Below are 26,353 nucleotides of genomic sequence, written 5' to 3'. Positions count from 1 at the left end.
ACGACGGCGGCCGGACAGCAGCGGGTTCTGGGAACGACTTATGCGTCGTCGTGGCCGTTGCGCAGGGAATGGATCATGCTCTGCAGGGCCCGGAACGCGCGTGACTGCTCGGTTTCGGTCATGCCGGCCAGCATTCTGACCTCGACCGAGCGGACCGCCACGGTGGCCTTCTCCAGGCTCCGCCGGCCGCGGGACGTGAGCCGGGCGGGAAGAACCTTCCCGACGGGCGCCTCCGCGGGCCTGGTCACGTAGCCGTCTCGCTCCAGGGCCTGGAGCAGCACGTTCATCGTCTGCCGGGTCACGAACGCGCCCCGCGCGAGCTCGGAGTTCGACAAGCCCGGTCGCTGAGCCAGCAACTCGAGGCAGGAGTAGTGCGTCACGCTCATGCCGAGTGGCCGCAGCACCTCCTCCATGGCTGCGCGCAGAACGCTCGACGCCTCCTTCAGCAGGTAGCCCAGTGACGTCTCCAGGTCGACACCGCCTTGACTCATGTCAGCATTCTGACATAGATTGGGCCGTGTCAGAAAGCTGACACAAAGAGAGGGAGCATATTTTGCCCGCCACCGGCCCCGATTTCATCTCGCTGCAAGCGCGTGACCTTGCCGCTTCGCAAGCGTTCTACGAGCAGTACCTCGGCCTCGTCCGCTCACCGGCCGGACCTCCGCACGCCGTGGTCTTCGAAACCAAGCCGATCGCGTTCGCACTCCGCGACATCGTTCCCGGCACCGATCTCGCATCCGTTGCCCAGCCCGGCATCGGTGCCGCGATCTGGCTCCACGCCACAGACGTCCAGGCCATTCACGATGCTCTCGTCGCCGACGGTCACCCCATCGTCTCCGCACCGATCGACGGCCCCTTCGGCCGGACATTCACCTTCGCCGACCCCGACGGCTACCACGTCACACTCCACGACCGCACCTGATAAGCCATCGAGGCCCGGCGGAAGTTGGTGCGCTCGACGCCAACGTGTGTGCCGTCCCGCATGATTGAGGTAGGTGCCCCACCGGGCGAACGCCGAGCACGGGTGCGATACGCCGAGTTCCGCCACGTCGGTGACCCGGAGTTCACGCGCGTCGCTGACCACCGCACTCCAGGCGCTGCCGTGGCAGCGCCTGGATCTGCGAGATGTCATTCGTCGGCGCGCCGATGTCTACACACACGTCTACGGTGGGCCGGACTCCGGTGGACCCCTGGATCACCGAAGCGCCGCACGATTCAGGCCCCGGCCGCTAGGGCGCGAGCAGTTCCCCGACGAGATTGATCAAATGATCGAGGTGATCAGACTTACTCTGAACATGCTCCCGAATCTTGGCGTCATTGAGATCGTCCCGCCATCCACGTTGTGCGTGCGCAGCGCTCACGACCGCGCTGGGGATCACGGAGGGCGTCGCGTTGGCGACCTGGTTGCGCCGGCATCCCGGAACCGAGGTCACCTGCCGCGACCGCGTCGGCGGCCATGCGTGCGACGTATGATCGCCGGACTCCTCATCGGTGGCCGGGCAAAGCAGTAGAATCGTTCGCATGGTTACCACCCGGCCACCTGGACTCGCGCAGCACCTCGCTACCGAGATCGAGGAGCTCATCGGCAAGCGGGGCCTGCAATCGGGTGACCGGATCGCCACAATGGAGGAGCTCCGCGCGCAGACCGGCTTCGGGCGCGCCACGATCGGCGAGACGGCGCGGCTGTTGAGCGAGCGGGGAAGCGTCGTCGTGCGCCCCGGGCGCGGCGGGGGGCTCTTCGTCGCCCAGGGAAGCCCGGTCGTCCGTCTGCGTCAGACCCTGCTGACCGTTCCGCAAGGCGACACCACGGTCGCCGATGCCCTCGCCGTCCGCGACGCCCTCGAGGAACTCGTGGTGCTGGGTGCCGCACAGCATCGCAGCGACGAGGATCTCCATGACCTGGAAATCTGCCTGGAGGTGATGCGGCGCGCGGACAATGACCTCGAGCGCTTCCTGCAGGCGAACTGGTCACTGCACGAGCGCATCGCGGCGATCACACCCAACCACCTCGCACGCGCCGTCTACCTCGGCACCGTGAAGTGCATCGCCGAGCTCTCCGTACGCGCCGACCCCGAGACCCGGTCGACTCCCCCGACCTACCTGGCCGACCGGCTTGCTGTGCACGAGGAGCTGGTGGAGGCCATTCGGAGCCGTGACGAGAAGTCGGTCAAGGCCGCCGTGGCGAAGCATCACGGCGAGGACGCCGTCGGGAGCACGAAGTCAGTCGACAAGTAAAACCACCGTCACCCGAGTGCGGACGAGCCGATCAATTCTTCGGTCGTGATTACCTGTCCCATGAGATAGCCCATCCGCGCGATCGAGAACTCATGTGCGAGCTCGGCTGAGTATGTGCCGATCGGCTGCGAAGCCGTGGCGTCGGAGAGCACCGCGACACGGACACCGGCCATGCTCAGCCCGTCGACGGTTGTCTCGACACAGATCGGGGTCGTAAGGCCGCCGACAATGGCGGTGTCGAAACCGCGGTCTTTGAGCACATCGAGCAGGTTGCTGCCGGCGACCGCGCTGAAACCGAGCTTCCGGATGAGGATGTCGCCGTCCTCGACGAGGCCCGGATAGAAGGACGCGCCGACGTTTCCCTCCATGAGGGTTTCCCGTCCCTCTGGGACTTTCTCTCCCTCGTAGAAGGTGGTGTGGACGTGGATGACGACGCCTCCCGCCGCGCGCCAACGGGTGGCGAGCTCGCTGAACCTTTCGGCGGCGGCATCCGCCTGCGGGACGTGCTCCCAGCCGCCGTTGCCGAACGCGAGCTGGAAATCGACGCTGATCAGCGCGGTGCGCGCGGGGCTGAGGTCGTAGCCGACCGGAACGCCAGGAATCTTGCTGATGGGAACGCCGACGGCCTTGTGCTGCACAGCGGACTGTTCTTCGGTCATGGGTCAGCCTTCCAGGATGTCGCGAGGCGAGAGTCAGCCGGCGTCGTCGTGATGGACCCGGCCACCTTACAGAATGAACGCTCTGTTTGACTAGCTCGCGGCTAGGCTGCTTCCATGCCCCGGCTGACTGAGTCGTCGCGCTTACGACGACGTGATGACATTGCAGCGGCCGCGATGCGGTGCTTCGCGCGCGATGGGTTCTCGAATACCTCAATGGCAGACATCATCCGCGAAGCGGGCTCCTCCGCCGGATCGGTGTACTCCAACTTCAAGAACAAATCCGATCTCGTCAGGTACGCGGCATCGAACGCACTCCGCGACCTCATCGCCACCGTCACCGCGGAGCCGCCGTCCGAACGCACCCCGTCGAGCGTGCTCCTGCACCTTCTGCGGGCAAGCGCCGATGGGGCGCATGCCCGGACGTTGCTGCAAATCTGGGCCGAGGCTCCCCAAGACACGGAACTCGCGGACGTCGCGCACCAGAGCACGCGCGAGTTGCACGCCCTGATCGAAGGACTGCTGGTGCCGTGGTGTCGAAAGCAGACACCGAACTCGTCGTCACCACAGGCCGATGCGGACGCACTCGCCGATGCGGTTCTTACCGCACTGCAAGGGTTCCTCGTGCGGATAGCCATCGATCGCGACGCCAACCCCGCGGTGCTCATCGACCGCACCGTTGCGGTCTTTCGCCGGCTGTGACGTGTATGCGAGTTCATGGTTCGTTGACAACTCGGCTGCCGTCCCAGCACACTCTAACCACCCGAAAGATGCGGGTGTTTTGACTGAAGGGACCGATGGCTTGAAGATCATCGCTCTGGAAGAGCACCTTTTCCCGCGAGACATCCTCGAGTCGGAGGGACTCAGCCTCGGGATCCCGATGGAAAGACGGGCGAAGGAACTCGACGACCTTCCCGCGCGCCTGCAGATCATGGATGACGCGGGCATCGACCTCCAGATCCTTTCGGCGGTCGGACAGTTCATCCAGGAACTCGAGCCACAGAGGTCCATATCGATCGCGCGCCAGGTCAATGATCGGATGGCGCAGACGGTCTCGGACCATCCCGATCGCTTCAGGGCATTCGCCACTCTGCCCATGGCCGATCCCCAAGGCGCGGTGGTGGAGTTCCGGCGTGCGATCGAGGAACTCGGGTTCGTCGGAGCGATGATCCATGGTCAGACCCACGGCAGGTTCCTTGACCACCCTTCGTTCCAGCCAGTCCTGGAGTGCGCTGAGGGATTGGGTGTGCCGATCTACCTGCACCCTGGGCTGCCGCCCTCGGCCGTCCGCGAGGCGTACTTCGGCGGACTCGAGCCGGCCGTGGCAACGCTGCTCGCGACGGGTGGGTGGGGCTGGCACGCCGAGTGCGGTATGCACGTGCTCCGGATGATCGTCGATGGAGTGTTCGAGCGCCATCCCGCACTGCAGGTGATCGTGGGTCACATGGGAGAAGGGCTCCCGTTCTCCCTGACGCGAGCTGACGACTTGCTCACCCCGATGCTGAAGGGGCACGCCCGATCGGTAGCCGAGACCGCACAACGGAACCTTCACATCACCACCTGCGGGTACACCAGCGTCGCGCCACTGCAGTGCGCACTCACGGTGTTCGGTGCCGACCGCATCATGTTCTCGGTGGACTACCCGTACTCGGCGACGGACAAGGCGGTCGGCTTTCTGAACCAGGCGCCGATCAGCCCTGCCGACCGCGTGAAGATCGCCTCTGGCAACGCCCAGCGCCTGCTTCGGCTTTGACCAGTTCGGTGGGCGAGCTGGCATGACACAAGGCGATCAGGCGCGGGTTCACCTCGGCGCCCAAGCCAAGCCGGTCCATCACTCCGGTCGTTGCGTGTCGTCGCCCTGATGCTGCGCCGCCCGGTGCTGGGCGAGGATGTCCGCGCCGAAGTCGTTGCCCGGGTCGCGCCAGACGCAGTGGACGTGATTGGCGTTGTCCTCGGTGTTGTCGAACTCGATCAGGGTCACGGGACCCTCGATGCGGAAGTAGTGGGGCTCATCGAGGCGATGCGATCCCGCCCAGACGAAGTGAAGATCATCGCGGCCGGCCGAGAAGATCCGGTCCATCTCGCGGCCGACCTGTTCGGGCTTCAGGCGCGCCACGAACGCCTCCACGAGGTGATCGAACGCCTCTTGCTGGTCGGCGCCCATCCGCGCTCGGGCGAGTCCCCGCGGAGCGCCCTTGACCCAGCGGAGGGCCTCGCGATCGACGTCGGTGATGCCGGCGTCACGACGTCCGACACCGTGGACATCCGGCCACTCCTCATCGCCCAGGACGGGTACGCACCGAGTCGCGAAGTCCGGCGGTGGGGTCGCGTGGATCGTCGCAGTCGCGGCCTGGGTCTCGTCGAGGCGCCCCAGCAGTGCGAACCCCAGATCCTCCTCGTGGCCGAGGATGCGGAACGGTCCGAGCCGACCGGGCTCCGCTCCGAGAAGCAGCGGGGTGGCGGCGATCAGGTCCTGGCCTGCGACCGTGAAATTCAAGGAGAGATGGTGCCCGACCAGACGCCAGCCCCAGTCGCTGTCGGGCTGAGGCTGGTCGAAGAAGGTGAGGAAGTAGCCCTCCGGATCCCGGAAATGTGCCGCGACATGCCCGAAGACGGGCGCGTTCAGTTCGCGCAGGACGTGTTCGAGCGACATCACCTGGACGACCTGGGCATAGCCCTCGACCGAGAGACACTGGGCGATGAGCCGATGCGTAAGGTAGCGCTGCACGTCGTTCATGTCCCGGAGCGCGATGCCCTTCCGCCCCGATTCGGGCAGGAAGTTCCAGTGCGTCCGGTTGGCATCGTCGAGCGGCACCACCGCTTGAGCGCGCTGGTCGGTGTCGAAGTGGTCGAACAGCGCCATCGCCGCAAAGGTGACGAGTGTGGTGTTGAAGTCACCGGGCACGGGGCGATGTGCCGGGGCGTGCATCAGCCGCGATTCGTTGCTCATATCTGTTCCTCCGTTCGGGGCGTGGCACGGATGACGAGCATGCTCGCCGGAAGATGGGTGCGGTTTTCGACCGTACGGGTCGTGCCGGTGGTGAAATGGACCGAGTCGTAGGGCTGCAGGGTCGCCTCCTCTCCCCCGCTGGTCATCACCAGGGCCCCGGAGAGAACGACGTACACCGTTTCGGACACCTGCGGCGCCAGGCCGGCGGTCGCACCCGGGAGGTAGTGCGACAGGACGACGCTGAACTCATCCGTCGGAGTCGCGTCGCCGCCCTGAAGGCGGACGGGGCCGACACCGGTGTGGCCCGGGGGGTTGAAAAGCTCTCCATCGGCGAGCCGCGTGATGCGCATGGTCATGACGCCACAGAGTCCTGTCGTCGAGAGGTCGAGGGAGCGAGAAGTGCGCGGAGTCCGGAGATGAGGTCGGCTGCCCGCTCCGCCGTGCCGGTGCCGAAGACGTAGAAGTCGGGGCGACTGAGCACGACCTGGCAGTCGTGGTCGGCGAACCAGCGTCGATAGGTGCCGTCCACGTCGACCGGCGCACCGGGGTGCCGGCCATCGCCGACCATACCCACGGTGCCGCCTATCCCGGCGAACCAGTCGAGGTCGGACCGGCTGAGCACGACCGCCGGATCGACCTCCCACCCGATCAGCTGCCAGTCGCCACCCACGAGGTCGTCGTACAGCCCGACCTGCCCGTCGACGACAACCCGCCCTTGGACCGAGAGCCGTCCGTCCGCGCCGTTACTGGGCATCGTCAGCGAGGGCCGGCCCAGTCGTGGGTGCGGCGGTTCGACGGTCACACGTTCGGGATCGGCGAGCTCGGCTTTCATCGCCGCATCGCGGGTCGCCGCCCGGGCCGGATCGGTCTCGCAGACGACCTGGCCGAGGGCGACCGCTTCGTCGATGATCTCCTGCACATGGGCGGAGCGCTCCGATGCGTAGGTGTCCAGCACGGAACTGTCGGCCAAGCCCCGCTGTACCAACCGCAGGCGCCAGGTCAGCGCCTGAGCATCCCGCAGTCCGGCACACAGCCCCTGACCGAGAAACGGCGGCATCAGATGGGCGGCGTCACCGGCGAGGAAGACCCGGCCAGCCCTCCACCTGGACGCCGACCGGCCCCGGAACGTGTAGACGGCGTGCCGCTCCAAGTGAGCGTTCGCCGCGGTGACCCCCCACGGCGCCATCAGCCGCCAAGCGGTCTCGGCACGACCGAGCTCTTCGACGCTCATCCCGACGGGCCGCATGAATTCGAAGCGCCGACGTCCCGGCCCGCTCCGGACCGCGGTCGCCGGCTGGACCGGGTCGCAGTACTGAGTGACGAACGCGTCCCACGGAGGGTCGACGATCGGGCGGTAGTCGACCACAAGCCAGTCGGCTTCGAACCCGGAGTCGATGCCGGCGATGCCCAAACGTTCGCGCACCGTGCTGTTGGCTCCGTCCGCGGCGATGACCCACCGGGCAAGCGCGTCGCGGCTTCGCGACTCGTCCTCGGTCGCGACCATGCGTACGCCCACGCGGTCACCGGTTTCCGCCAGGTCGGTGACCGTCCAGCCGCGCCACAGCTCAACCGTCGGAAGTGCGGTCACCAGCTCCTCGAGCGCTACCTCCAAATCGGGTTGATAGAAACCGTTCGTATTCGCCCACCCCGACTCCGCCGTCCGGTTCCAGTTGATGGCGCGCAGCAGTTCACCCTGGGCGTTGCGGAGCTGGTAACCCCCGCGATCTCCTTGAGACGGCTCGAAAAGGTCGGCATATTCGGTCATCACTCCGGCGCCTTGAAGGATCCGGAGCGCCTCGTGGTCGATCGTGCAGGCCCTCGGCAGGGGGTAGCGGGCAGGCCGGCGTTCGGCGATGAGGACTCGCCGGCCCGCTCGGCCCAGGAGCAGCGCCGAGAGCAACCCGACCGGGCCGGCACCGACGACGAGGCAGTCGAAGCCGTCCTTTTCCGAGCCGTGTGCACCCATCGCTATCGGCCCGCCGGGACACCTGCGACAGCGGCCCCGGCCGAGGATGCCGAGGTGGCCACGATATGGGAGCGGACCGAGCCGATGCCCTCGATCGCCACCTCCACACTGTCGCCGGCCTGGAGCAACCATGCGGGCGTTCGGGCGTACCCGACTCCGCTGGGCGTCCCGGTCGCGACCAGGTCACCCGGGCGCAGCTCGAAGGAGCGGCTCAGGAACGCCAGGAGATCGGAAACCCGGAAGATCATCTGATCGGTGCTGGCGTCCTGGGTCACTTCACCGTTGACCCGCGCCGTGATCCGGAGTCCCGTGGCAGGGTCGGGAGCTTCGTCGACGGTGACCAGCTCCGACATCGCGCCACTGCCGTCGACGTTCTTGCCGATCGTCCACTGAGTAGTGAGCTTCTGCGCGCGCCGGGCGGTGATGTCGTTGAAGCACGCGTAGGCGAACACACCGGCCTTGGCCTCGTCGACCGTGGCCACGGACAGCCGCGAGCCGACGACGGCGAGCAACTCGGCCTCCCAGTCCAGGCCGTTCTCGTCGACCGGGACGGCGACGTGCTGATCGGTCACCGCCAGCGACGGGGTCCAGCGACCGAAGATCGTCGGATGGTCGGGAACCGAGAAGGGCCCCTCCGCGACATGGTCCGCATAGTTCAGGCCGACGCACAAGATCCTCGCATCGGGCCGCACGGGCGGCACGAATTCGACGCCGTGCCGCGGGACCACGGGGCGGCTTGCCACGAATTCGTCAGTCACCAACCCGTGGGGGTCGGCCCAGAAATCCGTGACCCGCGCCAGCGGCCGCAGACCTTCGGACCGCACCGCGGCGACGACGACGTCACCCTCGAACCGCATTCCGGCCAAACGCATGTGTTTCTCCTAAACTACCCGTATGTTTCGGCAGTTTATGCAGGCACGGCGAGACCCGTCAAGGAAAACGCCCGCAGATTCAGAGCGGTTTTTGCGAGCCGGCGTAAAGCTCCAGCAACGGCACCACGATGACGTCGACGATGGCGGTGATCCGCTCCTCCGGAAGCGTGCCCCGGAACGTCAGCTCGTGCCGAGCCAAATCGAACGGCAGGGCCAGCACCTCGCGCGGCACCTGCGCCGGACCGATCTCGCCACGAGCGCCGGCTCGGGCCACCACCGGGGCGACCATGTCCGCACCCCACCCGGAAAGCAGACCCAGCACGGACTCCGCCGACTCCGCGTCGAGCTCGGCGAGCAGCCCGAGCATCGTGGCGCGCAGCGGAACGCCGAAGTTCTCGCGCATGGAGGCGAGGATCGCGCTCAGATCCGTGGCGAGGCGCCCCGTATCCGGCAAAACGATCACCTCGGTCCGGGAGGCGAGCACCGCCGCAAGCACCATTTCGGCCTTGGTCGCCCACCGGCGATAGAGCACCGGCCGGCTGGTGGCCGCACGCGCCGCGACACCGTCATAGGTGACGCCCGCATAGCCGCGCTCGTTGAGCTCATCGAGCACAGCCGCGTGGATCGCCGTCTCCAGCTCCACACCACGCCGCCTCGTCGTACTCATGCCCGCCCTCGATGTTCGTCGCCGATGTTCTCCAGGAGCAGAGGCTAGCGAGCCGTGAACCGGTTCGAAGCGGCACCAGCAGGCGCCGGCACTCGGACTGCGCTGGTCATCGAGATCCTTCCGAGGCGAGTGAGGAGTTCAGTGCGGTGGAGACGCGCTGGGCGGTTTCACGGAGAGGGGCGAGGAAACGGTCGAGGTCAGCGGATCCCGTGCCGAACGGAAGGCGGAGCGTGAGTTGAAGGACGACCTCGCCGCCACCCATGACCGGCACGGTGACGCTGCGGAAACCCTGCGCACGGGCGAGATCGGCCGGTTCGTGCTCGGCCGTGAGCCGGCCGACGAGTTCCCGGACACTGCGGCGGGCCTGCGGTGTCACCCCGTGGCGAAGCGTGTCGTCGACCGTGGCCTCCAAGGCACGCAGGTCATCGCTCCACGTGGTGACGGACCAGCCACGGTCTCGCACCCGGGCGAGCAGCTGATCGAGCTCGCCGGCACAATCCGTTCCTGCATGTGCCCGCGCTTTCCACGCCGACGACGCGGCGGGCGACCAAGCCACGAGTGCGGCACCCAGCGGCGGATCAAGAGGCAGGCGTTGCCCGACGCGGCTGTAGGTCCTGCCATCCACCGGCCTGCCCGCGGTGGCAAGGAGAACGCTCTCCTCCCCGATCGCACTGGAGGCCAGGCACTCGACCTCGGTCGAAGCGGCGAGCTCCGCCATGAACGGCCGGGCGACGTCGACCAACCGGAGCTGATCGATGAGATCGGGCTCACCTGCGGCGGCGAGGCTCAACGACGCGAACCGGCCGTAGCCGCCCTGGAAGAAGATCAACGGCGCTGCCGGGCTCACGGCTTCCAGCGCGCAGACCTCACCCACGACGATGTCGTGGTCCCCGGCCTCGTGGACGGCCTCGATGTCGCACTCGATCCAGGCGACCGCATCGTCGAGAAGGGGCAATCCGCCCGGCGAGCGTGTCCAGCCGACCGAGTCGAACTTGCTGTCGCCACCCGCGGCGAAGGCTCGTGAGATCAGCTCCTGATGGGCCCCCAGGACGTTCACCAGGAACCGACCCGACCCGACGATCCTGGGGCCGGTTCTCGACCGCTTGGCGGGCAGGAACGCGACCAGGGGCGGATCGAGCGAGACCGAGGTGAACGAACCGACGATCATGCCGATCGGTCCTCCGTCCTCGCCGATCGAGGTCACCGCGGCGACCCCGGTCGGGAAGTGCCCGAGAACAGTCCGGAAGTGCTGAGGGTCGCGTGGGTCAGTCACGGCGGCCTCGCTCCAGGACGCTGGTGGACAGGTCACCCGCCTTGGCGCCACACAACTCGCGTCCGACATTCTCGAGCCAGGTATCGATGCCGTGCGCGCCGTGCATGCTGCCGGCCCGGCAGTTGCGGGCGATCAGCTGGAGCGGCTGCCGCTTGATGATCGCCGAGGCCCCCGAAGCGCGGAAGAGAGTCTCGACGGCGGCCGCACACGTGTCCCACACATAGGCGGCATCCGTGTGCAGTTCGAGGGACTCCAGCACCGAGGGCTCCCTCCCGGCGGCGTCAAGGCGATCCAGCTCGGCCACCGCGGCATCGGCGACGCGTCCGGCGGCCCGGATCCGGGCGTGGGCGCGACCGACGGTGTGGTGCGTGATGGGGGCGTCGATCTGGGTCTTGTACGGCGAGTACGGGATGCTCCGTTTCTCGACCCCGCCGACGAACAGCTCCATGGCCTGGTCGGCCATCCCCAGCGCGATCGCCGTGCAGACCACCAACGAGCGCACGATTCCTCCCCGCCGAGGTCCGAGACCTTGGCTCGTGAGTTCGTCGAGTCGCTCCGCGAGCCTGTCCGGCGTGCTGAAACGTGCGTCGGGCACGAACAGCTCGCCCTCCGTCGCGACGGTTTGGCTTCCGGTGGCGGCCAGGCCCATCGCATCCCAGTCACCACGCACCACGAGTTCGCTCTTCGGGACCAGCGCCATGCCGAGCTTCGAGTCGTCGGTCTCGTCGTAGAACACGGCCAGATAACCGTGGCTGGCGTGGATGCTGCCGGTGGCGAAGGGCCAGACACCGTTGATCATCCAGCCTCCGTCCACCCGCCGCGCGGTGCCGGACATCCGGCGACTCGTCCCGCCGAGCGCGAAGGTCCGGTTCCCGACCCAGGGTGACTCGTATACCGGAGCGACGACGTCCTCCGGGAACGCGCAACTCCACAGGTTGCCGCCGGCCGCGGCCCAGACCACCCAGGCCGTCGCACCGCACCCTCGAGCGAACTCGCGGTAGATGTCGTGCAGTTCGCGGGTGGAGAAATCGGCGCCGCCGTACCTCTTGGGCATGACCAGCGTGAAGATCCCCGCTTCGTCGAGTCGCTCGATGCTCTCCTGGGGGACTCGGCGCTGCTGTTCTGCCACGGCTTGGTTCTCGCGCAGCCACGGCCGCATCTGCACCAGCCGGGCACGGAGCTCGTCGGCCGTCGGGTGCTCGAGCCTGGCGTTGATCGTCATCACGAGGGCCACCCGTCCGTGGCCGCCGGCGTGCCGGTGAATCCAGCCGTCGCTCGCAGCGCCGGGTCAGTTCCGTCGCGCCGGGTCACCGACGCGTCGGGGTGATCGTCGAACCACCCTCCGGCGGGGTACTTGAACATCCAGTCGACGACCATCCGTCGCCGTGCGATCCGCCAGACGCCGTCACGCCGCTCGAAACGGTCGAGGTATCGGGCCCACAGTTTGACCGTCTCGTTCTTCCAGTGATGCCTATCGGAGCCTTGGTGGTCGGCGCTCAAGTAGGTCTCGACGTGAGCCACGTCGGGTCCGTCGAAGTCGATGAGGCTGTTGCCGAGGAAGTGCATCGTCCGCTCGAACCGCGGCATCTCCGCGGCCAGGAAGCCCACGAAGCCTTCGACGCCACCGATGTGCAGGCTTTCCGGGAAGTCGATCCAGGCGTCGTCGTGGAAGGCGCCGCGGACGAGACTCAGGTCCACCCGGTCGAGGCCGCGGCAGTAGCGCAACAGGACGTCGTGGATCTCGGCGCGCGCACTGAGTTCGTCGATGTTCATGGGTTCTCCTAACGGGCGTCGAGCGACGTGGCGGGCAGGAACGGGAACTGGATGTAGCTGGGATGGCTGGGTCCGGTGTGGATCGTGTTCTGGGCGCCGTCGTGATAGCTCGGGTCGTAGCCGTGTCGATTGCCGTGACCGGCGCCGGTGTAGGGCTCCAGATCGACGCGGATCCGGTGCCCTTTGCGGATCACGCCGGTGCTGGGCACGATCTCGACCTCGATGGGGACGATCTCGCCGTCCTGAAGCGGTGCGTAGTCCGCCTTGCGGTGGGTGTGCTTCGGCCGATATTCGGTCGATCGGTCCGGGTCGAGGCGCCGATGGGAGACCTTCAGCCAGCCCTTGGTCAGCGGGTAGAAGAGCGTCCCGGTGCCGGGAATCTGGGCGGGTCCGCAGTAGTCCACCTCGCGGCCCGCCTCGTCCAGGACGCGGACCCCGACGTGGAGGTCCATGTCCGCGCTGGTCGAGGAGACCCAGGCGACGAGCTTGGGGTAGCCCGCCAGAACGGAATCGTGCTCCATCGGCGCACTGATGAAGGTCGCACCGCGACAGGGAGCCGTCGCCGGCATCCGACCGTCGGGACCTGGCGCCGGCAGGCCGGGCTCGGCGAGGTCGACGCCCGCGGAGTAGGTCACCGATCGGTCGGCGTCGGGGACGGTGGAGGACAGCCGCAGCACGTGGTCGCACGCGATCTCGAGATCGGCGTCGACAGGGGCGGCATCAAGGTAGGACCGGACGTACTCCGTCCGCGCGATCGGCCACTCGTCTTCCTCCAGGAGGTAGGACGCCCCGAGGCCGGTCCGGATCTCGAGCCGCACCGGCGGCCGGTCCATGATGCCGTTGTCCACGCCTTTGAGCCAGTGGTCGAAGAAGTCGCGGTGATCGCGGACCGTGTCCGGCGCGTAGGACTTGAGGAACCAGTCCTCCCAGAAGTCCAGCTTCTTGTCCGGCGTCGGGGTGTTCAAGTAGGTCTCGCTGCTCCCCAGCTGGTGGAAGTGGCTGGGATGTGAGGTCGCGGCCACGGACCACAGCGGCACCGTGACGTTGCTGAGGTCCGGGCTCATCAGCACCTCGGCTCGCGGTCCGAAGATCGCATCGGGGTCTGAGTCCCTGAACGGGTTGGCGCGACCCATGGCCATGAAGTCCTTGGCATCGACCTCCCCGCATATCGCGGGCACGATGGCTTTGTCGAACCACATCGGGAAGAACTCCTCGTTGAGGATGCCGCCGGTGTACATCAGCTCCTCGTAGAGGTCCGCGTCGGTGCCGATGGCGATCATCGCCTTGAGGTGAGGGGGTTTCAGACTCGCGACGGCGTGCTGGTTCACCGCGTAGTACGACATCCCCCACAGCCCGACGTTGCCGTTGGACCACGTTTGCGCTGCGGCCCACTCGATCGCGTCGTAGTACGCCTCGGCCTCGTCGATCCCCCAGATCCCGAGCGTGCCAGGGCTCTTGCCCGCGCCGGGAGCGTCGACCCGGACGAGCGCATACCCATACGGGACCCAGTCAACGGTGTTGATGCTCTCGTGGTTCTCGTACTCGTACCCGTCCGGGTTGCCGCTGAAATAGCGGTCCTCCATCACCTCGTGCTGCTCGATTTGTTCTGGAGTCGCGGTGGAGTGATGGACGAAGGCACGCCCGTAGACGCCGCAATTCATGATCACCGGAACCGGCTCGTCGGTGTCGGGCCGGAAAACGTCGGCGAACACGTGTGAGCCGTTCTTCAGCGGGATCCGGACGTCTCGGTAACAGCGGATCCCCATCACCGTGCGGCGAACCTCGTTGCGTGCCGCCGATGGGGAGCGCAAGCTGCGAGCGGATCCGGCGCCCCAGACTCCGGACGCGTTCAGATCGCCGAGCAACGCGGCGACCACCGGATCGGCCGTGAACGCGTCCACCGGGTTGGCCGGCGCTCCAGGGAGCGACATCAGCCCGTACCGGAAGTCGATGGGGCGGTTGCCGACGAGCTCGTGGATCTGCGGGGTGAGCGTGATCCCGTCGGCGAGGTCATCGCCGACATGGAGGGTCTGAAGGAACCGCGCGATGTTGGTCAGGCCAGGGTCGGCCAGCTTGCTGACGTCGCCACCGACGCGAGCGACGATGTCGGCGAGTGTGAGCCGTGCCGAGCCGCGGGCCGCACCGAGCACGGTGTCGCCCACCAAGAACGTGACGACCTCACCGTCCCGGTACTCGAATATGCCCTCGTCATCGGTCACCCCAGAGCGTGTGGGCGTGAGGAATCGAAGCCCCCCGACCGGTCCGGCGAACTTGCCTTGGCGCACCATCGCAACCGTCCTCGCTAAATTACCCGCATGATTCGAGTAGTTAGCATGCCCGCGATGTCCGCCACGCGTCAAGATGCAGAGTGTATCTTTTTTTTGGGATGCCGTCGCCGCCGAGCTCAACTGCGGAGCGGACGGAAGAACTCCCGTATCTCATTGACGAGCAGTTCCGGCGCCTCCATCGGGCCGAAGTGTCCCCCGCTGGGCATCTGCGTCCACCGTGTCACGTTGAAGACACGCTCGACCCACGAACGGGGCGGCATGATGTCCTGCGGAAACGCGGCCACGCCCAATGGCGGCAAGATACGCTCACCCGGCCCGAAATGATTCGGGTCCAGCCGATTCTCGCGGTAAAAGCGCATGGAGGAGCCGATGGTGCCGGTAAACCAGTAGATCGAGATGTTGGTGAGGAGCGCATCCAGTGTGAACGCGCGCTCCACCACGCCGTCGCAGTCGCTCCAGCCACGCATCTTCTCGACAATCCATGCCGCCAACCCCGCAGGTGAATCGGTCAGCGCATAAGCAGGCGTCTGCGGCTTCGTCGCTTGGAGCCGGTGGTATCCGCCCTCCACATCGAACCATTTCGCGGCGGTGTCAAGAAACGCCTCTTCGTCCGCTGAAAGCGGCGGCCGGCCATCCCCGAGTGGCGGCCGGAAACTGCCGGGAATGAAATTCAAGTGCAGCCCGGCCACCCGATCAGGAAAGAGCGACGCAAGCCAGGTGGAAACGGCCGCTCCCCAGTCGCCGGCTTGTACGCCGAAACGCTCGTACCCGAGCCCGGTCATCAACCTCGTCCACAGCTCGGCCGCACGTCGCGGGCCGAAGCCTGGCCGGGTCGGCCGTTGCGAAAACCCATAGCCCGGCAGCGACGGGACGACCACATCGAACGCGTCGGCCGGGTCCGCGCCGTGGCCGCCCGGATCGGCGAGTAGGGGGATGACCTGCTCCATATCGAAACCGGAGCCCGGCCAGCCGTGCGTCATCACCAGCGGGATCGGATCAGGGCCGGTTCCGCGTTGGTGGAGGAAATGGATCTGAAGCCCGTCGAGTTCCGCGGAGAACTGCGGCAATGCGTTCAGTCTGGCCTCTTGTGCCCGCCAGTCGAATTCGTTCAGCCAATACTCCGTCAGGCGCTGCATGAATCGGAGTTCCGCTCCGTCGTCCCAGTCGTTGCCTGCTATGGCGTCGGGCCAGCGAGTACGCCTCAGCCGATGGTTCAGGTCTTCGAGGTGGTGGTCATCGATGGCGATGGTGAATGGCTTCACCTGCACGGGAAATTCCTCCGAGGGCATATCGATCCGGAATGGATGGGCACGGATGCTTCGCGAGCATCAGCTCGCAGTCCGTCGTGTGCACGTTGTCAGCGCGAACGCCAGCTGCTGGAGTTGCAGTGCGGCGCCGCCGCGATGGAAGTCGATGGCGTGACCGGCGGAGCGGAACAGCTCCGCATCCACCCATGGGCTCCCGGTAAGCGCCGCAGCGAACTCGGTGACCTGTGTTTCGTCGTTGATCCAGAGCGCGTCGAACTCCCCTTGCCGGATGTGCACCGGCACGGAGATCTTGGGCGCGAGGACTCGATACTGCTTCTCCCACTGTGAGGAGGCCTCGATCAACTCAGCCGCAAGCACGGGCACGTTCGCGAAGTTCGACGCGTGCGGCATGTCAGGTCGGTACGTTCCTTCCGGGCCGAACATGACGCCGGCTTTTTCCTCAGCCGAAACAGCGAATTCCTCCGTCCGAATGGAGGCGAACCAGTCCACCACGCTCTCGGGCTCCCGCAGCAGGCAGCCGGAGATCGCGATTCCCCGCAGGGGCCACGCCGGTTGCCGGGCGGCGAGCGCCAGCGTGATGGACGCGCCGATGGAGTGGCCGATGACGAAGACGCCTGCTCTCCCCGCGCCGTGGTCCGCCCAGAGTTCCGAAACGAGGTGGTCGAGCGCCGCGGCGTTCGCCGCGAACACCGACCCATCGGAGGCGACCGGGTCCGAACCTCCATACGCGGGGCGGTCGATCGCGATGAGCGGGACTCCGGCGCTTTCCGCGCGGTCGAGGAGCGAATAGCCGGGGACATCGAAGTAGGCGGAGGTGAACCCGCCGCCGTGAATGGCGATGACGAGGGGAAGGTCGTGGCCGGGGTTCCCCTCCTGGGTCACGACGGCGTTGCGTCGCCCGGTGAAGGTCTTGCCCTTCGCCGGCCCGTCGGATGCGACTTGGCGGGTGAACTGCGTTGAATTGCTCATTGTGCTTGCTTTCTCTTCGTTGATCACGGATCGACAGGTGCTGGTACTTCAGATCGCGAGCGACTCGAAGGGGTCCAACGGGTGCAGAGCAGCTCCTTCGGGAGCGAAGTTGCCGAACAGCGCACGGTGAAGCCCACGATGTGCGGGTGCGAGGCCGGCGTCGTGGATCGGAATGACCGTCGTCGGTGCGACAGCCCTGACGAAGTCGATTCCCTCGGACAACTTCATCCAGGGACCTGCCAATGGCGCGAGCAGGATCTCGACCTGCTGTGTGGGAGCCACCAGCGAGTCCCCCGGGGAGAAGACACGGCCGGCGATTTCGTACCCGATGTTGTCCGGGAGCGGAACGCCCGGATACAGGGTTTCGTGGCCACCGCGGCTCGCCACCACGGTCACGCCCGCGGTCTCGAACGAGCCCGGCTCCACCGCCTCGAAGGAAACGTCGACGTCCTTCAGTTGCTCCCTGACGTCCGCGGGGCCGAACACCCGAAAGGCTCCCTTGGCCCGGAGCCGCTCGAGCTGCTGCACGTCGAGGTGGTCCGGGTGGCTGTGGGTGATGAGGACGGCATCGACCGGATCCAGCTCCTCGAGCGACGGTGTCAGATTGCCCGGGTCGAGCAGCAGGCGCGAGGCCGTGTCGCCCTCGCCCACCTCCAGCAGCACGCACGAGTGTCCGAGACAGGTGACGGTGACGGGAGTGCCGTTCCGCATATGAAGTCCCTTTTCGTCAGGGGGTCATGGGGTCGTGGGACGCAGCGGCCGTCCCGCCTCGCACCAAGTAGTCGTAACCGGCCTGGTACTGGGTCATTGACCAGACCAGAGCGCGTTTCTCCGCGATCTCGGCGTCGTCGGACCACCGCGCGGGGCCACCGGCCGCCAACGCCGTGAGGTGGTTACGGCAGGCCCGCTCCAGAAGGACCGCGCGCATCACGGCGACCGCAAGGGTTTCCCCGACGACGACGAACCCGTGCGCGGCCATGAGGGCACCGGCGGCCTCCCCCAGGCTCTCTGCCAGCCGTGCCCCCGTGTCGTCGTCGCGGACGAGGTTCCCGGTATAGGCGAACCGCGGGATGTCCGGGTCCAGGAACGGGACGGCGTCATGGGAAATCGCGCGCAGCGGAACGTCGAGCGAAGCGAAAACCGAGGCCGCGGAGGCATGGCTGTGGATCACCGCTCCCACCTCTGGGCGCGCCTCCATGATCTTGGTGTGGATCGGATACTCGATGTGTCTGCGGCCCTGGCCGGCGAGTACCTCCCCCTCCGGTGAAACGAGGACGAGCCGCTCGGCGGTGATCTCCTCGAATCCCCATGGCGCGGCCTTCATCCAGGCGCCCCGTCCCCCCGGGTCTCGGGCGCTCACGTGGCCCCAGACCATGTCCGTCTGTCCGGCGAATGCCAGAGCCTGGTACGCCTGAGCCAGTTGCTTGCTGATCGAATCGTCCGTCAACGCGGCACCTTCCTTACTCAGATGTCGAGTACGAGTCGCTCGGACAACGCGCGGCTGACGCAGGGGAACATGGTCCGCCCGGTTTCGCGCTCCTCGGTGGTGAGAATGTCGTCACGATGGTCGGGCGTCCCCTCGAGCACCGTGACCTCGCAACTGCCGCAATAGCCCTCCGTGCACGAGTACGGAGCGCCGGGCACTACTTCGCGGATCGCATCCAAAATGGAGCTTTCGCGACCGACCTCGACGGTGACCCCGCTCCTGCGCAGCTCGACCTCGACCGTCCGCTCGTCGCCGGGCGCCTTTGGCACGGCCGATGCGGCGCTGAACCGTTCGATGTGCAGCGAGGCGCCGGGGACGAGCCGGGCACACGCGGCCTGCACGGCCTCCAGCAGCGGAGCGGGGCCACAGCAGTAGATCGCCGTCGACTCGTCGGCGCCACCCACGATGGCGTCCACGTCGAGCAGTCCGTCCTTGTCCTGAGGCGACAAGGTAATCCGGTCACCGCCGATCGCGACCAGTTCATCGGTGAAGGCCATGCCGGCATGCGTTCGCCCGCCATAGTGCAGAGACCACGGAACGGACGTGGCGAGCGAGCGCACCATGGCGAGGATGGGAGTGATACCGATTCCCCCGGCGATGAACACATAACGACTGCTCGGCACGAGCTCGAAGCGGTTACGGGGGCCATCCACCTTCAGCCTTTTGCCCACCAAGCCCGTATCGTGAAGCTCACGGGAGCCGCCGCGGCCATTCGCCTCGCGCAGGACCGCGACCCGGTACTCGGATCGATCCCCGGGTGACCCGCAGAGCGAGTACTGGCGCACGAGACCACTGGGCAGCACCAACTCGAGATGCGCGCCCGGCCGCCACTCGGGCAAGTCTCCGCCCGCCGGGTCGGCGAACGTGATCGAGATGACGTCGTCGGCCTCCCACCGGACGGACGTCACAACCAGGTCCAGGGATCCTGTTGTCATCTGCCCACTCACCTTTCCACTGCCTCACCGTCCACTTGCGACCACCGATGCGTGCGCGAATCACGAGCCGGAGAATGCGAGCTTCAAACCCTTGGCGCCCTGGTAAGTCATCATCACGGGCGGCAAAGTCGCGCCCTGATGAACAGCCGGCGAAAACTTGTAATCGCCGAGCGCACCGGTGAACGCAGAAGACTCGATGTGCGTCGCGATTTCCGTACCCTTGGTCGCCCCGGACTTGACTGCGGCGATGATCTGCATTGTCGCGTCGTAGGAACCGGCGGCCGCGGAAACGGATTTCTGGTTGTACTTCGCGGAATATGCCTTGGCGAAGCTGGTCACATCGGCGGCATACGGGACACCGGCGGGCACCTCGTCCGAGATGTCGGCCCAGAACGCGTTGGCGAACAATCCCCCGGCCGGAAGGTCGCCGGCCAACGGGCTCAACGCGTCGAGTGAAACGGAACCGGTACCCACCCAGATCGGCTGGGTCATCCCCAGCGATTTGACGGCGCGGACGACCGGCACGATATTGCCACCGGTGGTCCCGGCGACGATCAGGTCGGGCTTGGTGTCCCGGAGCTTGGTCGCCTGCGTTTCCAGGTTGGTGGCGCCGGAATCGAAGCGCTCCTGACCCACGATCTGGTAGTTCGCCGGGTCGGACTTCGCGATGGCGTTGAAGACCGACAGATAGCCGTCCCCGGTGGCGTCGTTCTGGCCGATGAACGCGATCCGGTGATAACCCTGTGCCTTCAGCCAGGGAACCGTCGCGGGGATATACCCGGTGACCGGCGCGAGCCCCCAGAAGAACAACGGCGTCAGCGTGAACTGCTGTGGCGACAAGCAGTATTGGAGCACCTTGGCCGAGTCCAGGATGGGCTGTACCGCGCGGCAGCCGGAACCGGAAGCGGTGCCGAGCACGGCCTGCACCTTGCGGCTCAGCGTGCGGGCAGCAGCCGCCGCGACCGCCGGGTCGGATGTGCCGTCCTGGACGACGAGATCGATCTTCTTGCCGTTGATCCCGCCCGCCTGGTTGGTTTCGTCGACGGCGAGCTGGACACCGTTCAGCGCCGGAATTCCCGAGGACGCGAAGACCCCGGTCTTGTCGATGATCATGCCCAGCGAGATCGTGGCGTTCGACGTGCTGCCGCCCGAGGCCCCACAAGCCGTTGTCAGGGCGAGCAAGCCCGCCGTCGCGGCCGCCACGATGATCTTCACTTGCCTCATTGCAAGCCTCATTTCTGTAGGTCAGCTGCGTAAGCGCCGGCGGGAACCTGCGCGCTTGCCTTCGCGCAGCACAAGGAGAACGACGATGAAAGCCCCGTAGACGTAGACGTTCTGCCATGCCGTTGACACGTAGCCGCCCGCGTAGCCGGCGAACAGGCCGATCGCGAGCGACACGAGCGCGACCGGCACGTACTCCCAGCGACCGCCGATGGCCCCGATCGCACCCATCACGGCGAGCGGGAAGACCCACGACCACCCGAAAGGCATGACAGGCGCCAGCAGGATGCCGGCCACCGCCCCGTAAAAACCGGCGACCTGGAAGCTGAAGAACCGCATCAACCTGGTGTTGATCCCCACCAGCCGCGCGCCCTCGACGTCGTCTGCCGCGGCGCGCAAACCCTTGCCCAGCATCGTCCGTTCGAAGAGCGCGAACCCCAAACCGACGAGAACGGCGGTGCCGGCCCAGATCAGCAGGGAATGGGGGAGCACCGTTGCCCCGAAAACGTGCAAAGGCTCGCGCGGGAGCCACGGTGTGGCGCCACGGTCATTGAGGCCCCAGAACCGTCGCGCCAGCTCCTGACAGAGGATGGCGCCACCGAGCATCATGACGACCGGTCCGACACTCCCCCGCCCCGCGAACCGGTTCAGGGCAAGGATGTACAACACGACGGCAATCGCCGAGCAGACAAGCGAACTCGCGAGCACCGCAATGATCAGAGGCAGTCCGAGACTGTCGTGCACCGTAGTGAACACCAACGCGCCGTAGACCACGAAACCGCCTTGCGCCAGGCTTTCGACCCGCGACACCTGGTAGGTGACCACCATGCCGAACGCGATCAGCATGTACAGCGCACCGACGCTCAGACCGGCGAACGTGAGCTGGAGGAACGTGCTCATGCGGCACCGCCCAAATAGGAATCGACGACCAACGGATTCGCGGCCACTTCCTCGGCCGTGCCGCTCAGCACGACACGTCCGGTCTCGACCACCGCTGCCCGGTGACCGATGGACAGCGCCTTGCCGACGTTCTGCTCGATCAGGAGGATGCCGACGCGTTGCCGGGCGAGTTCGGCCGCCTGCCGCAGGATGGCGTCGACGTAGATCGGGGCGAGACCGAGACTCGGCTCGTCCAAGATGAGGTAGCGCGGGTCCGCCATGAGCGCGCGCCCGATCGCCACCATTTGCTGTTCGCCGCCGGACAGGTCACGCGCCCGGCTCTTCAGGAGACGCTTCAACTGAGGGAACATCTCCAGGACTCGCTCGAACGATGCCGGCCGATGCGACCGTGACTTCGTCCAGCCGCCGAGCATGATGTTGTCGCGAACGGTCGACCGGCCGAAGAGATGCCGCGCTTCCGGAACGAGCGAAACGCCGCGGCGCACCCGCTCATGAGCGCCGGCCGCGGTCACGTCGACGTCGTCGATGGTCACTCGGCCGCCGCGCAGGCCGAGCGCCCCGGCCAGACATTTCGCGGTCGTACTCTTGCCCGCGCCGTTCGCGCCGAGGAGGCAGAAGACCTCGCCCCGCCGCACGTCGATGCTGACCTCGTGGAGCACCGGCGCGCCCAGGTAGCCCGCGACCAAACCCTTACCGCACAGCATGATCGGCTCCCAGATAGGCGTCGACGACGGCCGGATCGGCGCGGATCCCGGCCGGGGTTCCCTCCGCGAGGACTGCACCGCGGTCGAACACCACGATTCGCGACACCAGCGACATCAGGAATCCCAGGTTGTGCTCGACCAGCAGGACGGTCAGGTCATGCGTCGCGAAGTACCCCTTGAGGTCCTCGGCGAGCAGTTCCCGTTCCGCATCCGTCAGCCCGGCCGCCGGCTCGTCGAGGAACAGCAACGACGGCCCGCCGGCCAGGGCGCGGGCGACGGCGACCAGCCGTTGTTGGCCGGCGGTGAGGTCCTCGCTCAGGCGATGTGCGAGGTGGAGCGCGTGCACGGCTTCCATGGCCTCCACCGCGGCAGCCCGCAGCACCTCTTCGTCCTTGCGCCACCGGGGAATGCGCAGCATCGCACTGAAGACGCCGGACCGGCCGGCGAGATGGCTCCCGATCATCACGTTCTCCAGCGCCGTGAGGCCGGGGAAAAGCCGTGCGTGCTGGAAGGTCCGGCCCACGCCGAGCCGGGCGATCTGGTCCGGACGCTTTCCGGCCAGCGTCGCGCCGCGCCAGGTGACGGTTCCCCCGCTCGGGAGCACCACGCCGCTCGCGGCGCCGATGAACGTGGACTTTCCCGCACCGTTGGGACCGATCAAGCCGAGGACGGACCGCTCGGCCACCGTGAATGTCACGTCGGCGAGCGCGGCCACGCCACCGAACTCGACGGACAGGTAACGGCTCTCAAGCATGTCGCCTCCCCCTGCCACGAACGCGGTTCACCAGCGCCGTGCCGAGGCCCGCGAGTCCTTGCGGCGAAACGAGATAGACGACGATCATGGCCGTCGCCTCGACGAGATCCGTGGTCAACGTCTGTGACGCGTAGGCGGAGATCGCGACCAGGACGGTCACCATGACGAGCCCGCCGAAGATACTCCGCTCCCCACCGACGACGACGGCCGCGAAAAGCAACAGCGACGTCGAAAACGCGAAGTCGGTGGGGGCGATGAACATGCTGTAGTGGGCGAACAGCGAACCCGCGATCGCCGCGGGGACGGACGCGACCAACCACAGCACCGCCTTGGCGCGCGCCGGATTGATGCCCGCGGTGGACGCCGAGTCGGCGTCTTTGTGGATGGCGATCAGGGAGCGGCCGAACCGGGATCGGGCGATGTTGCGGCCGAGCAGGAACAACACCAGGACGACTGTCCACACGAGAACGAAATACGACGTCTCACCGCTCACTTCGGCCCCGGCCACGGAAAGCGGCGGAATGCCGAAGATGCCGTTGTTCCCACCGAGAAAGGACTTCAGGTTGACGATCACCTGCTGCAACATGAAGGAGATCGCGATCGTCGCCATCGCGAGATACCAGCCCCGGAGCCGCAGGATCGGGCTGGTGATGAGCGCCAGCACCAGGGCCGCCGCCACACCGATGACGAAACCGGCCAGCGGCGGCAGGCCCCACTTCGCCGTCGACAGCGCGGACGCGTAGCCGCCCATGGCCATGAATACCGCGTGCCCCAACGTGATCTGCCCACCGAGCCCCGCGAGCAGGGACACCCCGACGACGGCGATACCGTAGACCCCGGCGAGCACCAACAGGGGGTAGACGGTGGAGCTCCCGAACAGCGGGGTGCCGACCAGGATCCAGACGAGGATCGCGGCGGGCTGCCACCAGGCGACCACCCGTCCGACTCCTGAACGCGCGCCGCCGCCGCCGGCTCCAGACGGGTCCGGAGCCTTCGCGGACTGTGCGGCCGAGTGAGTCAGCGTCATCACCAGTCACCGGCCGGGGTCGGTGCGCCGGCCACGAAGTCGGCCAGCCTGCTCATGAACATGCGCCGCAGTTGGATGACAGCCTTGTCGGACTGAGCGAGGTTCTCCTTGCCCCGGTCGGTGATGAACTGCATCCCCATCTGAGCGACGTGGTCCTCCATGTTGACCAGATCGGGGTGATCGGCGAAGTCGAGCAGCGTCTTCTCGCCGCGCAGGATCTGCTCGGCGCACACCTCGGTCGAGGGGTACTTCGCAACGAGCTCACTCCGACGGGCCTTGTACTCGTAGTAGCGCCTCTTTCCCTCCTCATCGGTGTGCAGCGCGCTGATCTGGAAGCTCAGATGCGATTCGTCGTCGATCGGCACCCGCCAGGCGACCTGCTCGAGGTAGCCGTCCCGCTGACCGACGATGAGGTGCATGGCGTTCGGGAGCATGACGGTCGAGACGGTCGGCGCGTCGCCATCGATGACCTCGATCGCCCGCACTCCGAAGTCGAACCGCTCCACGGTGACGTCACGAACGAAGGCGACGTCGGGCGAAAAGCCCACCTCGGTGATGGTGGGGTCCGACGAAATCCGGTGGGTATAAGGGACGTGCGCCAAGTCAAGAGCGTTCTCGACGTTGACGTAGTAGTTGCAGTTGCGCCGGTAGGTGCCGCAGTCCAGCACCAGTGCCGACATCATGTCCTTGCCGTGCTTCTCGGAAAAGCCGGCGATGTCGGGGAAGCGTGGCGGCTCGCCGTCTCCGAAGTAGGCGAAGACCACGCCATACGCCTCATGAGCCGGGTAGGTGCGGATCCTCGTGCGCTCGACGAGGCTCGGGCTCTGGCCCGGTGCTTCCTCACAGTGGCCGTCGGCGCCGAACTTCCATCCGTGGAACATGCACCGGATCGAGTCGCCCTCGACATGACCGACCGAGAGCAGCGTCTGCCGGTGGGCGCAGCCGGCCTGGGTCACCACCGGTTTCCCGCCCACGCCGCGGTAGAGCGTGAACTTCTCGCCCATCACCGCGATGGGCTGGGTCTGCCCCTCGAGCAGGTCCTGAGACAGCCGCACCGGCTGCCAGAAGCTGCGCAGATATTTTCCGGCAGGCGTGCCGGGCCCGGTCTCGAACGGGCTGAGTGCTTCGGTGGTCGGCTCCGGAGGAACGACTGCAGTCATCGGTGACTTCCTTACTTGAGCGGTGCGCTACGAGTGGTGGAGCGCGTAATGCTGCGCCAACAGGTCCTTGCCGTAGTCATTGCCGTTCGGCTCCCGCACGATGGTGTGGATGTGGAAGCGTTCAGGCTCTTCGTTGTCGAGGAAGATGCCCGGGTGGTTGTCGTACTCGACCAGCAGCACCGGCGAATGGATGCGGTAATAGAAGGCGCTGGTGTCGTCGTGCTTCCCGCGCCAGACGAACCGGGTCTCGTCGAAATGGTCCTCGATCTGGCGCCGCTTCAGCCGTGCGTGGCCCGAGGGCATCCGGCTGAGGTAGACATCGACCAGCTCGAGCAGCAGCTTCTGCTGATCCGAGCTGAGCTCGTCACCGCGAATGCCCTCGTAGGGCAGGACGAGGTTGTCCTGGCCCGCCCCGGCGAGATGGCGGCCGTTGAACGGCCCGCCGAGCTCCTCGGGCAGGTCCTTGGAAAGGAGCGAGTCGCCCAGCAGGAACGCGTCCTCCTGGGAACTGGTCAGTGCTCGCCGTAGGTTCAGACCACGCTCGGTCTCGAGGTCCAGGACACGGGTCCCGGCGTATTGACCGGAGAGGGCGAAATTCGGCTCCGCGCCCAGGAAGACCGGGGCAAGGACCAACTGCGTGCCGACGAACACGCAGTTGAGGTCCACGTGGTGGCCCATGAGCTGCCAGCCCCACGGCTCGGCGTCGCCCGGTTCGCCGAAGATGGTGAAGTGGTAGGCGAACTCGGTCAGCGTGTCCTGGTAGGCCCCGATCAGCTCGCCCAGAGCCCCATTGAGCTTCATCGCGTTCCGCACGGACTCATAGCCCTCCTCGCTGAGGCTGGCCTTGACGATCTCGAGCGCCAGGTCGCGCTTCTCCTTGGAGATGCGCTCCAGGCGAAGCCCTTTCGGGTTCCACATGGGGAAGGCGTTCGTCCACAGTCGCCAGTCGTCGGAGTCGATGGCCAATCGCGCGACCATGCGCTCGTTGTCCGGCAGCAGGGCGAGGAACGCCCGCGCGGCATCGACGGCGGCCTTGGCGCTGACGCCGGTGTCGGCGAGCCGGTAGAGACCATTGTGGACAGTGCCGTCCGTCGTCACTCCGACATAGGGCTGCTGGTGGTTCCGCAACGCCGCCGAGAGCTCGTAGGCCGCCACCGGATCCAGCAGGGGCTCGCCGAACAGGATTCCGTCGACCACGGGCAGTTCGGGCTTGCGAGCGCCGACGCCCCGAAGTGCACTGAACGTCATT

At 66.8% G+C, this 26,353-nt stretch carries 27 protein-coding genes; 4 read left to right on the top strand and 23 right to left on the bottom strand.

The annotated features are described in order from the left end of the window. Positions 1-38: 38 nt before the first annotated feature. Positions 39-491, bottom strand: a complete 453-nt coding sequence (locus GKO32_RS00795; protein ID WP_154754778.1) for a MarR family winged helix-turn-helix transcriptional regulator — start codon at positions 489-491, stop codon at positions 39-41. A gap of 62 nt (positions 492-553) precedes the next feature. Here GKO32_RS00795 and GKO32_RS00790 point away from each other — a divergent pair, with 62 nt between their 5' ends. Both GKO32_RS00790 and GKO32_RS00785 read left to right on the top strand, forming a co-directional pair. Next, positions 554-922, top strand: coding sequence for a VOC family protein (locus tag GKO32_RS00790; RefSeq protein WP_154754777.1), 369 nt, complete (start codon positions 554-556; stop codon positions 920-922). 599 nt (positions 923-1,521) lie between these two features. Beyond that, positions 1,522-2,235 (top strand): FadR/GntR family transcriptional regulator, encoded by a 714-nt coding sequence (locus GKO32_RS00785; protein ID WP_154754776.1) that lies wholly within the window; start codon positions 1,522-1,524, stop codon positions 2,233-2,235. Between the two features lie 8 nt (positions 2,236-2,243). Here the strand turns inward: GKO32_RS00785 and GKO32_RS00780 are convergent, their stop codons facing one another. Beyond that, entirely contained in the window at positions 2,244-2,894 is a 651-nt protein-coding gene (locus GKO32_RS00780; protein WP_154754775.1) for a cysteine hydrolase family protein, read from the bottom strand. A gap of 114 nt (positions 2,895-3,008) precedes the next feature. On the opposite strand from GKO32_RS00780, the gene GKO32_RS00775 reads away from it, so the two are divergent. After that, the gene (locus tag GKO32_RS00775) at positions 3,009-3,593 is read left to right on the top strand and encodes a TetR/AcrR family transcriptional regulator (RefSeq protein ID WP_154754774.1); all 585 of its coding nucleotides are present in this window, start codon (positions 3,009-3,011) and stop codon (positions 3,591-3,593) included. Positions 3,594-3,693: 100 nt separating this feature from the next. Then, positions 3,694-4,644 (top strand): amidohydrolase family protein, encoded by a 951-nt coding sequence (locus GKO32_RS00770; RefSeq protein ID WP_154754900.1) that lies wholly within the window; start codon positions 3,694-3,696, stop codon positions 4,642-4,644. A gap of 78 nt (positions 4,645-4,722) precedes the next feature. Here the strand turns inward: GKO32_RS00770 and GKO32_RS00765 are convergent, their stop codons facing one another. From GKO32_RS00765 to GKO32_RS00665, 21 genes are all read right to left on the bottom strand, one after another. After that, positions 4,723-5,841 (bottom strand): DUF3500 domain-containing protein, encoded by a 1,119-nt coding sequence (locus GKO32_RS00765; RefSeq protein WP_154754773.1) that lies wholly within the window; start codon positions 5,839-5,841, stop codon positions 4,723-4,725. Next, positions 5,838-6,197, bottom strand: a complete 360-nt coding sequence (locus GKO32_RS00760) for a cupin domain-containing protein (protein WP_208024225.1) — start codon at positions 6,195-6,197, stop codon at positions 5,838-5,840. The genes GKO32_RS00765 and GKO32_RS00760 overlap by 4 nt, the downstream gene beginning before the upstream one ends. Continuing rightward, positions 6,194-7,807 (bottom strand): bifunctional 3-(3-hydroxy-phenyl)propionate/3-hydroxycinnamic acid hydroxylase MhpA, encoded by a 1,614-nt coding sequence (gene mhpA, locus GKO32_RS00755; RefSeq protein WP_166459306.1) that lies wholly within the window; start codon positions 7,805-7,807, stop codon positions 6,194-6,196. The genes GKO32_RS00760 and mhpA overlap by 4 nt, the downstream gene beginning before the upstream one ends. A gap of 2 nt (positions 7,808-7,809) precedes the next feature. Beyond that, the gene (locus GKO32_RS00750; RefSeq protein WP_154754771.1) at positions 7,810-8,679 is read right to left on the bottom strand and encodes a fumarylacetoacetate hydrolase family protein; all 870 of its coding nucleotides are present in this window, start codon (positions 8,677-8,679) and stop codon (positions 7,810-7,812) included. 79 nt (positions 8,680-8,758) lie between these two features. Then, positions 8,759-9,346, bottom strand: a complete 588-nt coding sequence (locus GKO32_RS00745) for a TetR/AcrR family transcriptional regulator (RefSeq protein WP_154754770.1) — start codon at positions 9,344-9,346, stop codon at positions 8,759-8,761. Positions 9,347-9,452: 106 nt separating this feature from the next. Continuing rightward, on the bottom strand, positions 9,453-10,619 hold the full coding sequence (locus GKO32_RS00740; protein ID WP_312867381.1) for a flavin reductase: 1,167 nt from the start codon (positions 10,617-10,619) through the stop codon (positions 9,453-9,455). Next, positions 10,612-11,841 carry an acyl-CoA dehydrogenase family protein gene (locus GKO32_RS00735; protein WP_166459305.1) on the bottom strand — a complete coding sequence of 410 codons (1,230 nt, stop codon included), beginning with the start codon at positions 11,839-11,841 and terminating at the stop codon, positions 10,612-10,614. Before GKO32_RS00735 ends, GKO32_RS00740 begins: the two co-directional genes overlap by 8 nt. Further along, on the bottom strand, positions 11,841-12,392 hold the full coding sequence (locus tag GKO32_RS00730) for a nuclear transport factor 2 family protein (RefSeq protein WP_154754767.1): 552 nt from the start codon (positions 12,390-12,392) through the stop codon (positions 11,841-11,843). Before GKO32_RS00730 ends, GKO32_RS00735 begins: the two co-directional genes overlap by 1 nt. A gap of 8 nt (positions 12,393-12,400) precedes the next feature. Next, the gene (locus GKO32_RS00725) at positions 12,401-14,611 is read right to left on the bottom strand and encodes a CocE/NonD family hydrolase (protein ID WP_166459304.1); all 2,211 of its coding nucleotides are present in this window, start codon (positions 14,609-14,611) and stop codon (positions 12,401-12,403) included. A gap of 185 nt (positions 14,612-14,796) precedes the next feature. Continuing rightward, complete coding sequence (locus GKO32_RS00720) at positions 14,797-15,948, bottom strand: epoxide hydrolase family protein (RefSeq protein WP_312867380.1); 1,152 nt, start codon at positions 15,946-15,948, stop codon at positions 14,797-14,799. Between the two features lie 60 nt (positions 15,949-16,008). Beyond that, positions 16,009-16,917, bottom strand: a complete 909-nt coding sequence (locus tag GKO32_RS00715) for an alpha/beta hydrolase (RefSeq protein WP_154754764.1) — start codon at positions 16,915-16,917, stop codon at positions 16,009-16,011. 48 nt (positions 16,918-16,965) lie between these two features. Next, positions 16,966-17,628 (bottom strand): MBL fold metallo-hydrolase, encoded by a 663-nt coding sequence (locus tag GKO32_RS00710; protein ID WP_154754763.1) that lies wholly within the window; start codon positions 17,626-17,628, stop codon positions 16,966-16,968. Between the two features lie 16 nt (positions 17,629-17,644). Further along, a complete protein-coding gene (locus GKO32_RS00705) occupies positions 17,645-18,364 on the bottom strand; it encodes a class II aldolase/adducin family protein (RefSeq protein ID WP_246242973.1) in 720 nt (239 codons plus the stop codon). A gap of 17 nt (positions 18,365-18,381) precedes the next feature. After that, positions 18,382-19,338: a PDR/VanB family oxidoreductase gene (locus GKO32_RS00700; protein WP_154754762.1), complete on the bottom strand. Its 957-nt coding sequence runs from the start codon at positions 19,336-19,338 to the stop codon at positions 18,382-18,384. Positions 19,339-19,398: 60 nt separating this feature from the next. Then, a complete protein-coding gene (locus GKO32_RS00695) occupies positions 19,399-20,562 on the bottom strand; it encodes an ABC transporter substrate-binding protein (protein ID WP_166459303.1) in 1,164 nt (387 codons plus the stop codon). Between the two features lie 21 nt (positions 20,563-20,583). After that, positions 20,584-21,459 (bottom strand): branched-chain amino acid ABC transporter permease, encoded by an 876-nt coding sequence (locus tag GKO32_RS00690; RefSeq protein WP_154754760.1) that lies wholly within the window; start codon positions 21,457-21,459, stop codon positions 20,584-20,586. Further along, positions 21,456-22,163: an ABC transporter ATP-binding protein gene (locus GKO32_RS00685; RefSeq protein ID WP_154754759.1), complete on the bottom strand. Its 708-nt coding sequence runs from the start codon at positions 22,161-22,163 to the stop codon at positions 21,456-21,458. Before GKO32_RS00685 ends, GKO32_RS00690 begins: the two co-directional genes overlap by 4 nt. Beyond that, positions 22,150-22,917 (bottom strand): ABC transporter ATP-binding protein, encoded by a 768-nt coding sequence (locus tag GKO32_RS00680; RefSeq protein ID WP_154754758.1) that lies wholly within the window; start codon positions 22,915-22,917, stop codon positions 22,150-22,152. Before GKO32_RS00680 ends, GKO32_RS00685 begins: the two co-directional genes overlap by 14 nt. After that, positions 22,910-23,944, bottom strand: coding sequence for a branched-chain amino acid ABC transporter permease (locus GKO32_RS00675; RefSeq protein ID WP_154754757.1), 1,035 nt, complete (start codon positions 23,942-23,944; stop codon positions 22,910-22,912). The genes GKO32_RS00680 and GKO32_RS00675 overlap by 8 nt, the downstream gene beginning before the upstream one ends. Further along, the gene (locus tag GKO32_RS00670) at positions 23,944-25,104 is read right to left on the bottom strand and encodes a Rieske 2Fe-2S domain-containing protein (protein ID WP_154754756.1); all 1,161 of its coding nucleotides are present in this window, start codon (positions 25,102-25,104) and stop codon (positions 23,944-23,946) included. Before GKO32_RS00670 ends, GKO32_RS00675 begins: the two co-directional genes overlap by 1 nt. 27 nt (positions 25,105-25,131) lie before the next feature. Further along, positions 25,132-26,352, bottom strand: a complete 1,221-nt coding sequence (locus GKO32_RS00665; RefSeq protein WP_166459302.1) for a DUF3500 domain-containing protein — start codon at positions 26,350-26,352, stop codon at positions 25,132-25,134. Between the last annotated feature and the right edge of the window lies 1 nt (position 26,353).

Source organism: Amycolatopsis pithecellobii, from assembly GCF_009707865.1.
In the GTDB taxonomy this organism is placed as follows: domain Bacteria; phylum Actinomycetota; class Actinomycetes; order Mycobacteriales; family Pseudonocardiaceae; genus Amycolatopsis_E; species Amycolatopsis_E pithecellobii.
Note: the sequence above shows the minus strand (reverse complement) of the source record. Positions and strands in the feature narration are given on the sequence as shown.

Coding starts and splice junctions, on each gene's coding strand:
- mhpA (WP_166459306.1), bottom strand. CDS start 7,807: ATGGGTGCACACGGCTCGGAAAAGGACGGCTTCGACTGCCTCGTCGTC.
- GKO32_RS00690 (WP_154754760.1), bottom strand. CDS start 21,459: ATGAGCACGTTCCTCCAGCTCACGTTCGCCGGTCTGAGCGTCGGTGCG.
- GKO32_RS00685 (WP_154754759.1), bottom strand. CDS start 22,163: ATGCTGTGCGGTAAGGGTTTGGTCGCGGGCTACCTGGGCGCGCCGGTG.
- GKO32_RS00745 (WP_154754770.1), bottom strand. CDS start 9,346: ATGAGTACGACGAGGCGGCGTGGTGTGGAGCTGGAGACGGCGATCCAC.
- GKO32_RS00795 (WP_154754778.1), bottom strand. CDS start 491: ATGAGTCAAGGCGGTGTCGACCTGGAGACGTCACTGGGCTACCTGCTG.
- GKO32_RS00775 (WP_154754774.1), top strand. CDS start 3,009: ATGCCCCGGCTGACTGAGTCGTCGCGCTTACGACGACGTGATGACATT.
- GKO32_RS00710 (WP_154754763.1), bottom strand. CDS start 17,628: ATGCGGAACGGCACTCCCGTCACCGTCACCTGTCTCGGACACTCGTGC.
- GKO32_RS00750 (WP_154754771.1), bottom strand. CDS start 8,679: ATGCGTTTGGCCGGAATGCGGTTCGAGGGTGACGTCGTCGTCGCCGCG.
- GKO32_RS00715 (WP_154754764.1), bottom strand. CDS start 16,917: ATGAGCAATTCAACGCAGTTCACCCGCCAAGTCGCATCCGACGGGCCG.
- GKO32_RS00675 (WP_154754757.1), bottom strand. CDS start 23,944: ATGACGCTGACTCACTCGGCCGCACAGTCCGCGAAGGCTCCGGACCCG.
- GKO32_RS00700 (WP_154754762.1), bottom strand. CDS start 19,338: ATGACAACAGGATCCCTGGACCTGGTTGTGACGTCCGTCCGGTGGGAG.
- GKO32_RS00765 (WP_154754773.1), bottom strand. CDS start 5,841: ATGAGCAACGAATCGCGGCTGATGCACGCCCCGGCACATCGCCCCGTG.
- GKO32_RS00785 (WP_154754776.1), top strand. CDS start 1,522: ATGGTTACCACCCGGCCACCTGGACTCGCGCAGCACCTCGCTACCGAG.
- GKO32_RS00735 (WP_166459305.1), bottom strand. CDS start 11,841: ATGACGATCAACGCCAGGCTCGAGCACCCGACGGCCGACGAGCTCCGT.
- GKO32_RS00780 (WP_154754775.1), bottom strand. CDS start 2,894: ATGACCGAAGAACAGTCCGCTGTGCAGCACAAGGCCGTCGGCGTTCCC.
- GKO32_RS00680 (WP_154754758.1), bottom strand. CDS start 22,917: ATGCTTGAGAGCCGTTACCTGTCCGTCGAGTTCGGTGGCGTGGCCGCG.
- GKO32_RS00665 (WP_166459302.1), bottom strand. CDS start 26,352: ATGACGTTCAGTGCACTTCGGGGCGTCGGCGCTCGCAAGCCCGAACTG.
- GKO32_RS00695 (WP_166459303.1), bottom strand. CDS start 20,562: ATGAGGCAAGTGAAGATCATCGTGGCGGCCGCGACGGCGGGCTTGCTC.
- GKO32_RS00760 (WP_208024225.1), bottom strand. CDS start 6,197: ATGACCATGCGCATCACGCGGCTCGCCGATGGAGAGCTTTTCAACCCC.
- GKO32_RS00730 (WP_154754767.1), bottom strand. CDS start 12,392: ATGAACATCGACGAACTCAGTGCGCGCGCCGAGATCCACGACGTCCTG.
- GKO32_RS00670 (WP_154754756.1), bottom strand. CDS start 25,104: ATGACTGCAGTCGTTCCTCCGGAGCCGACCACCGAAGCACTCAGCCCG.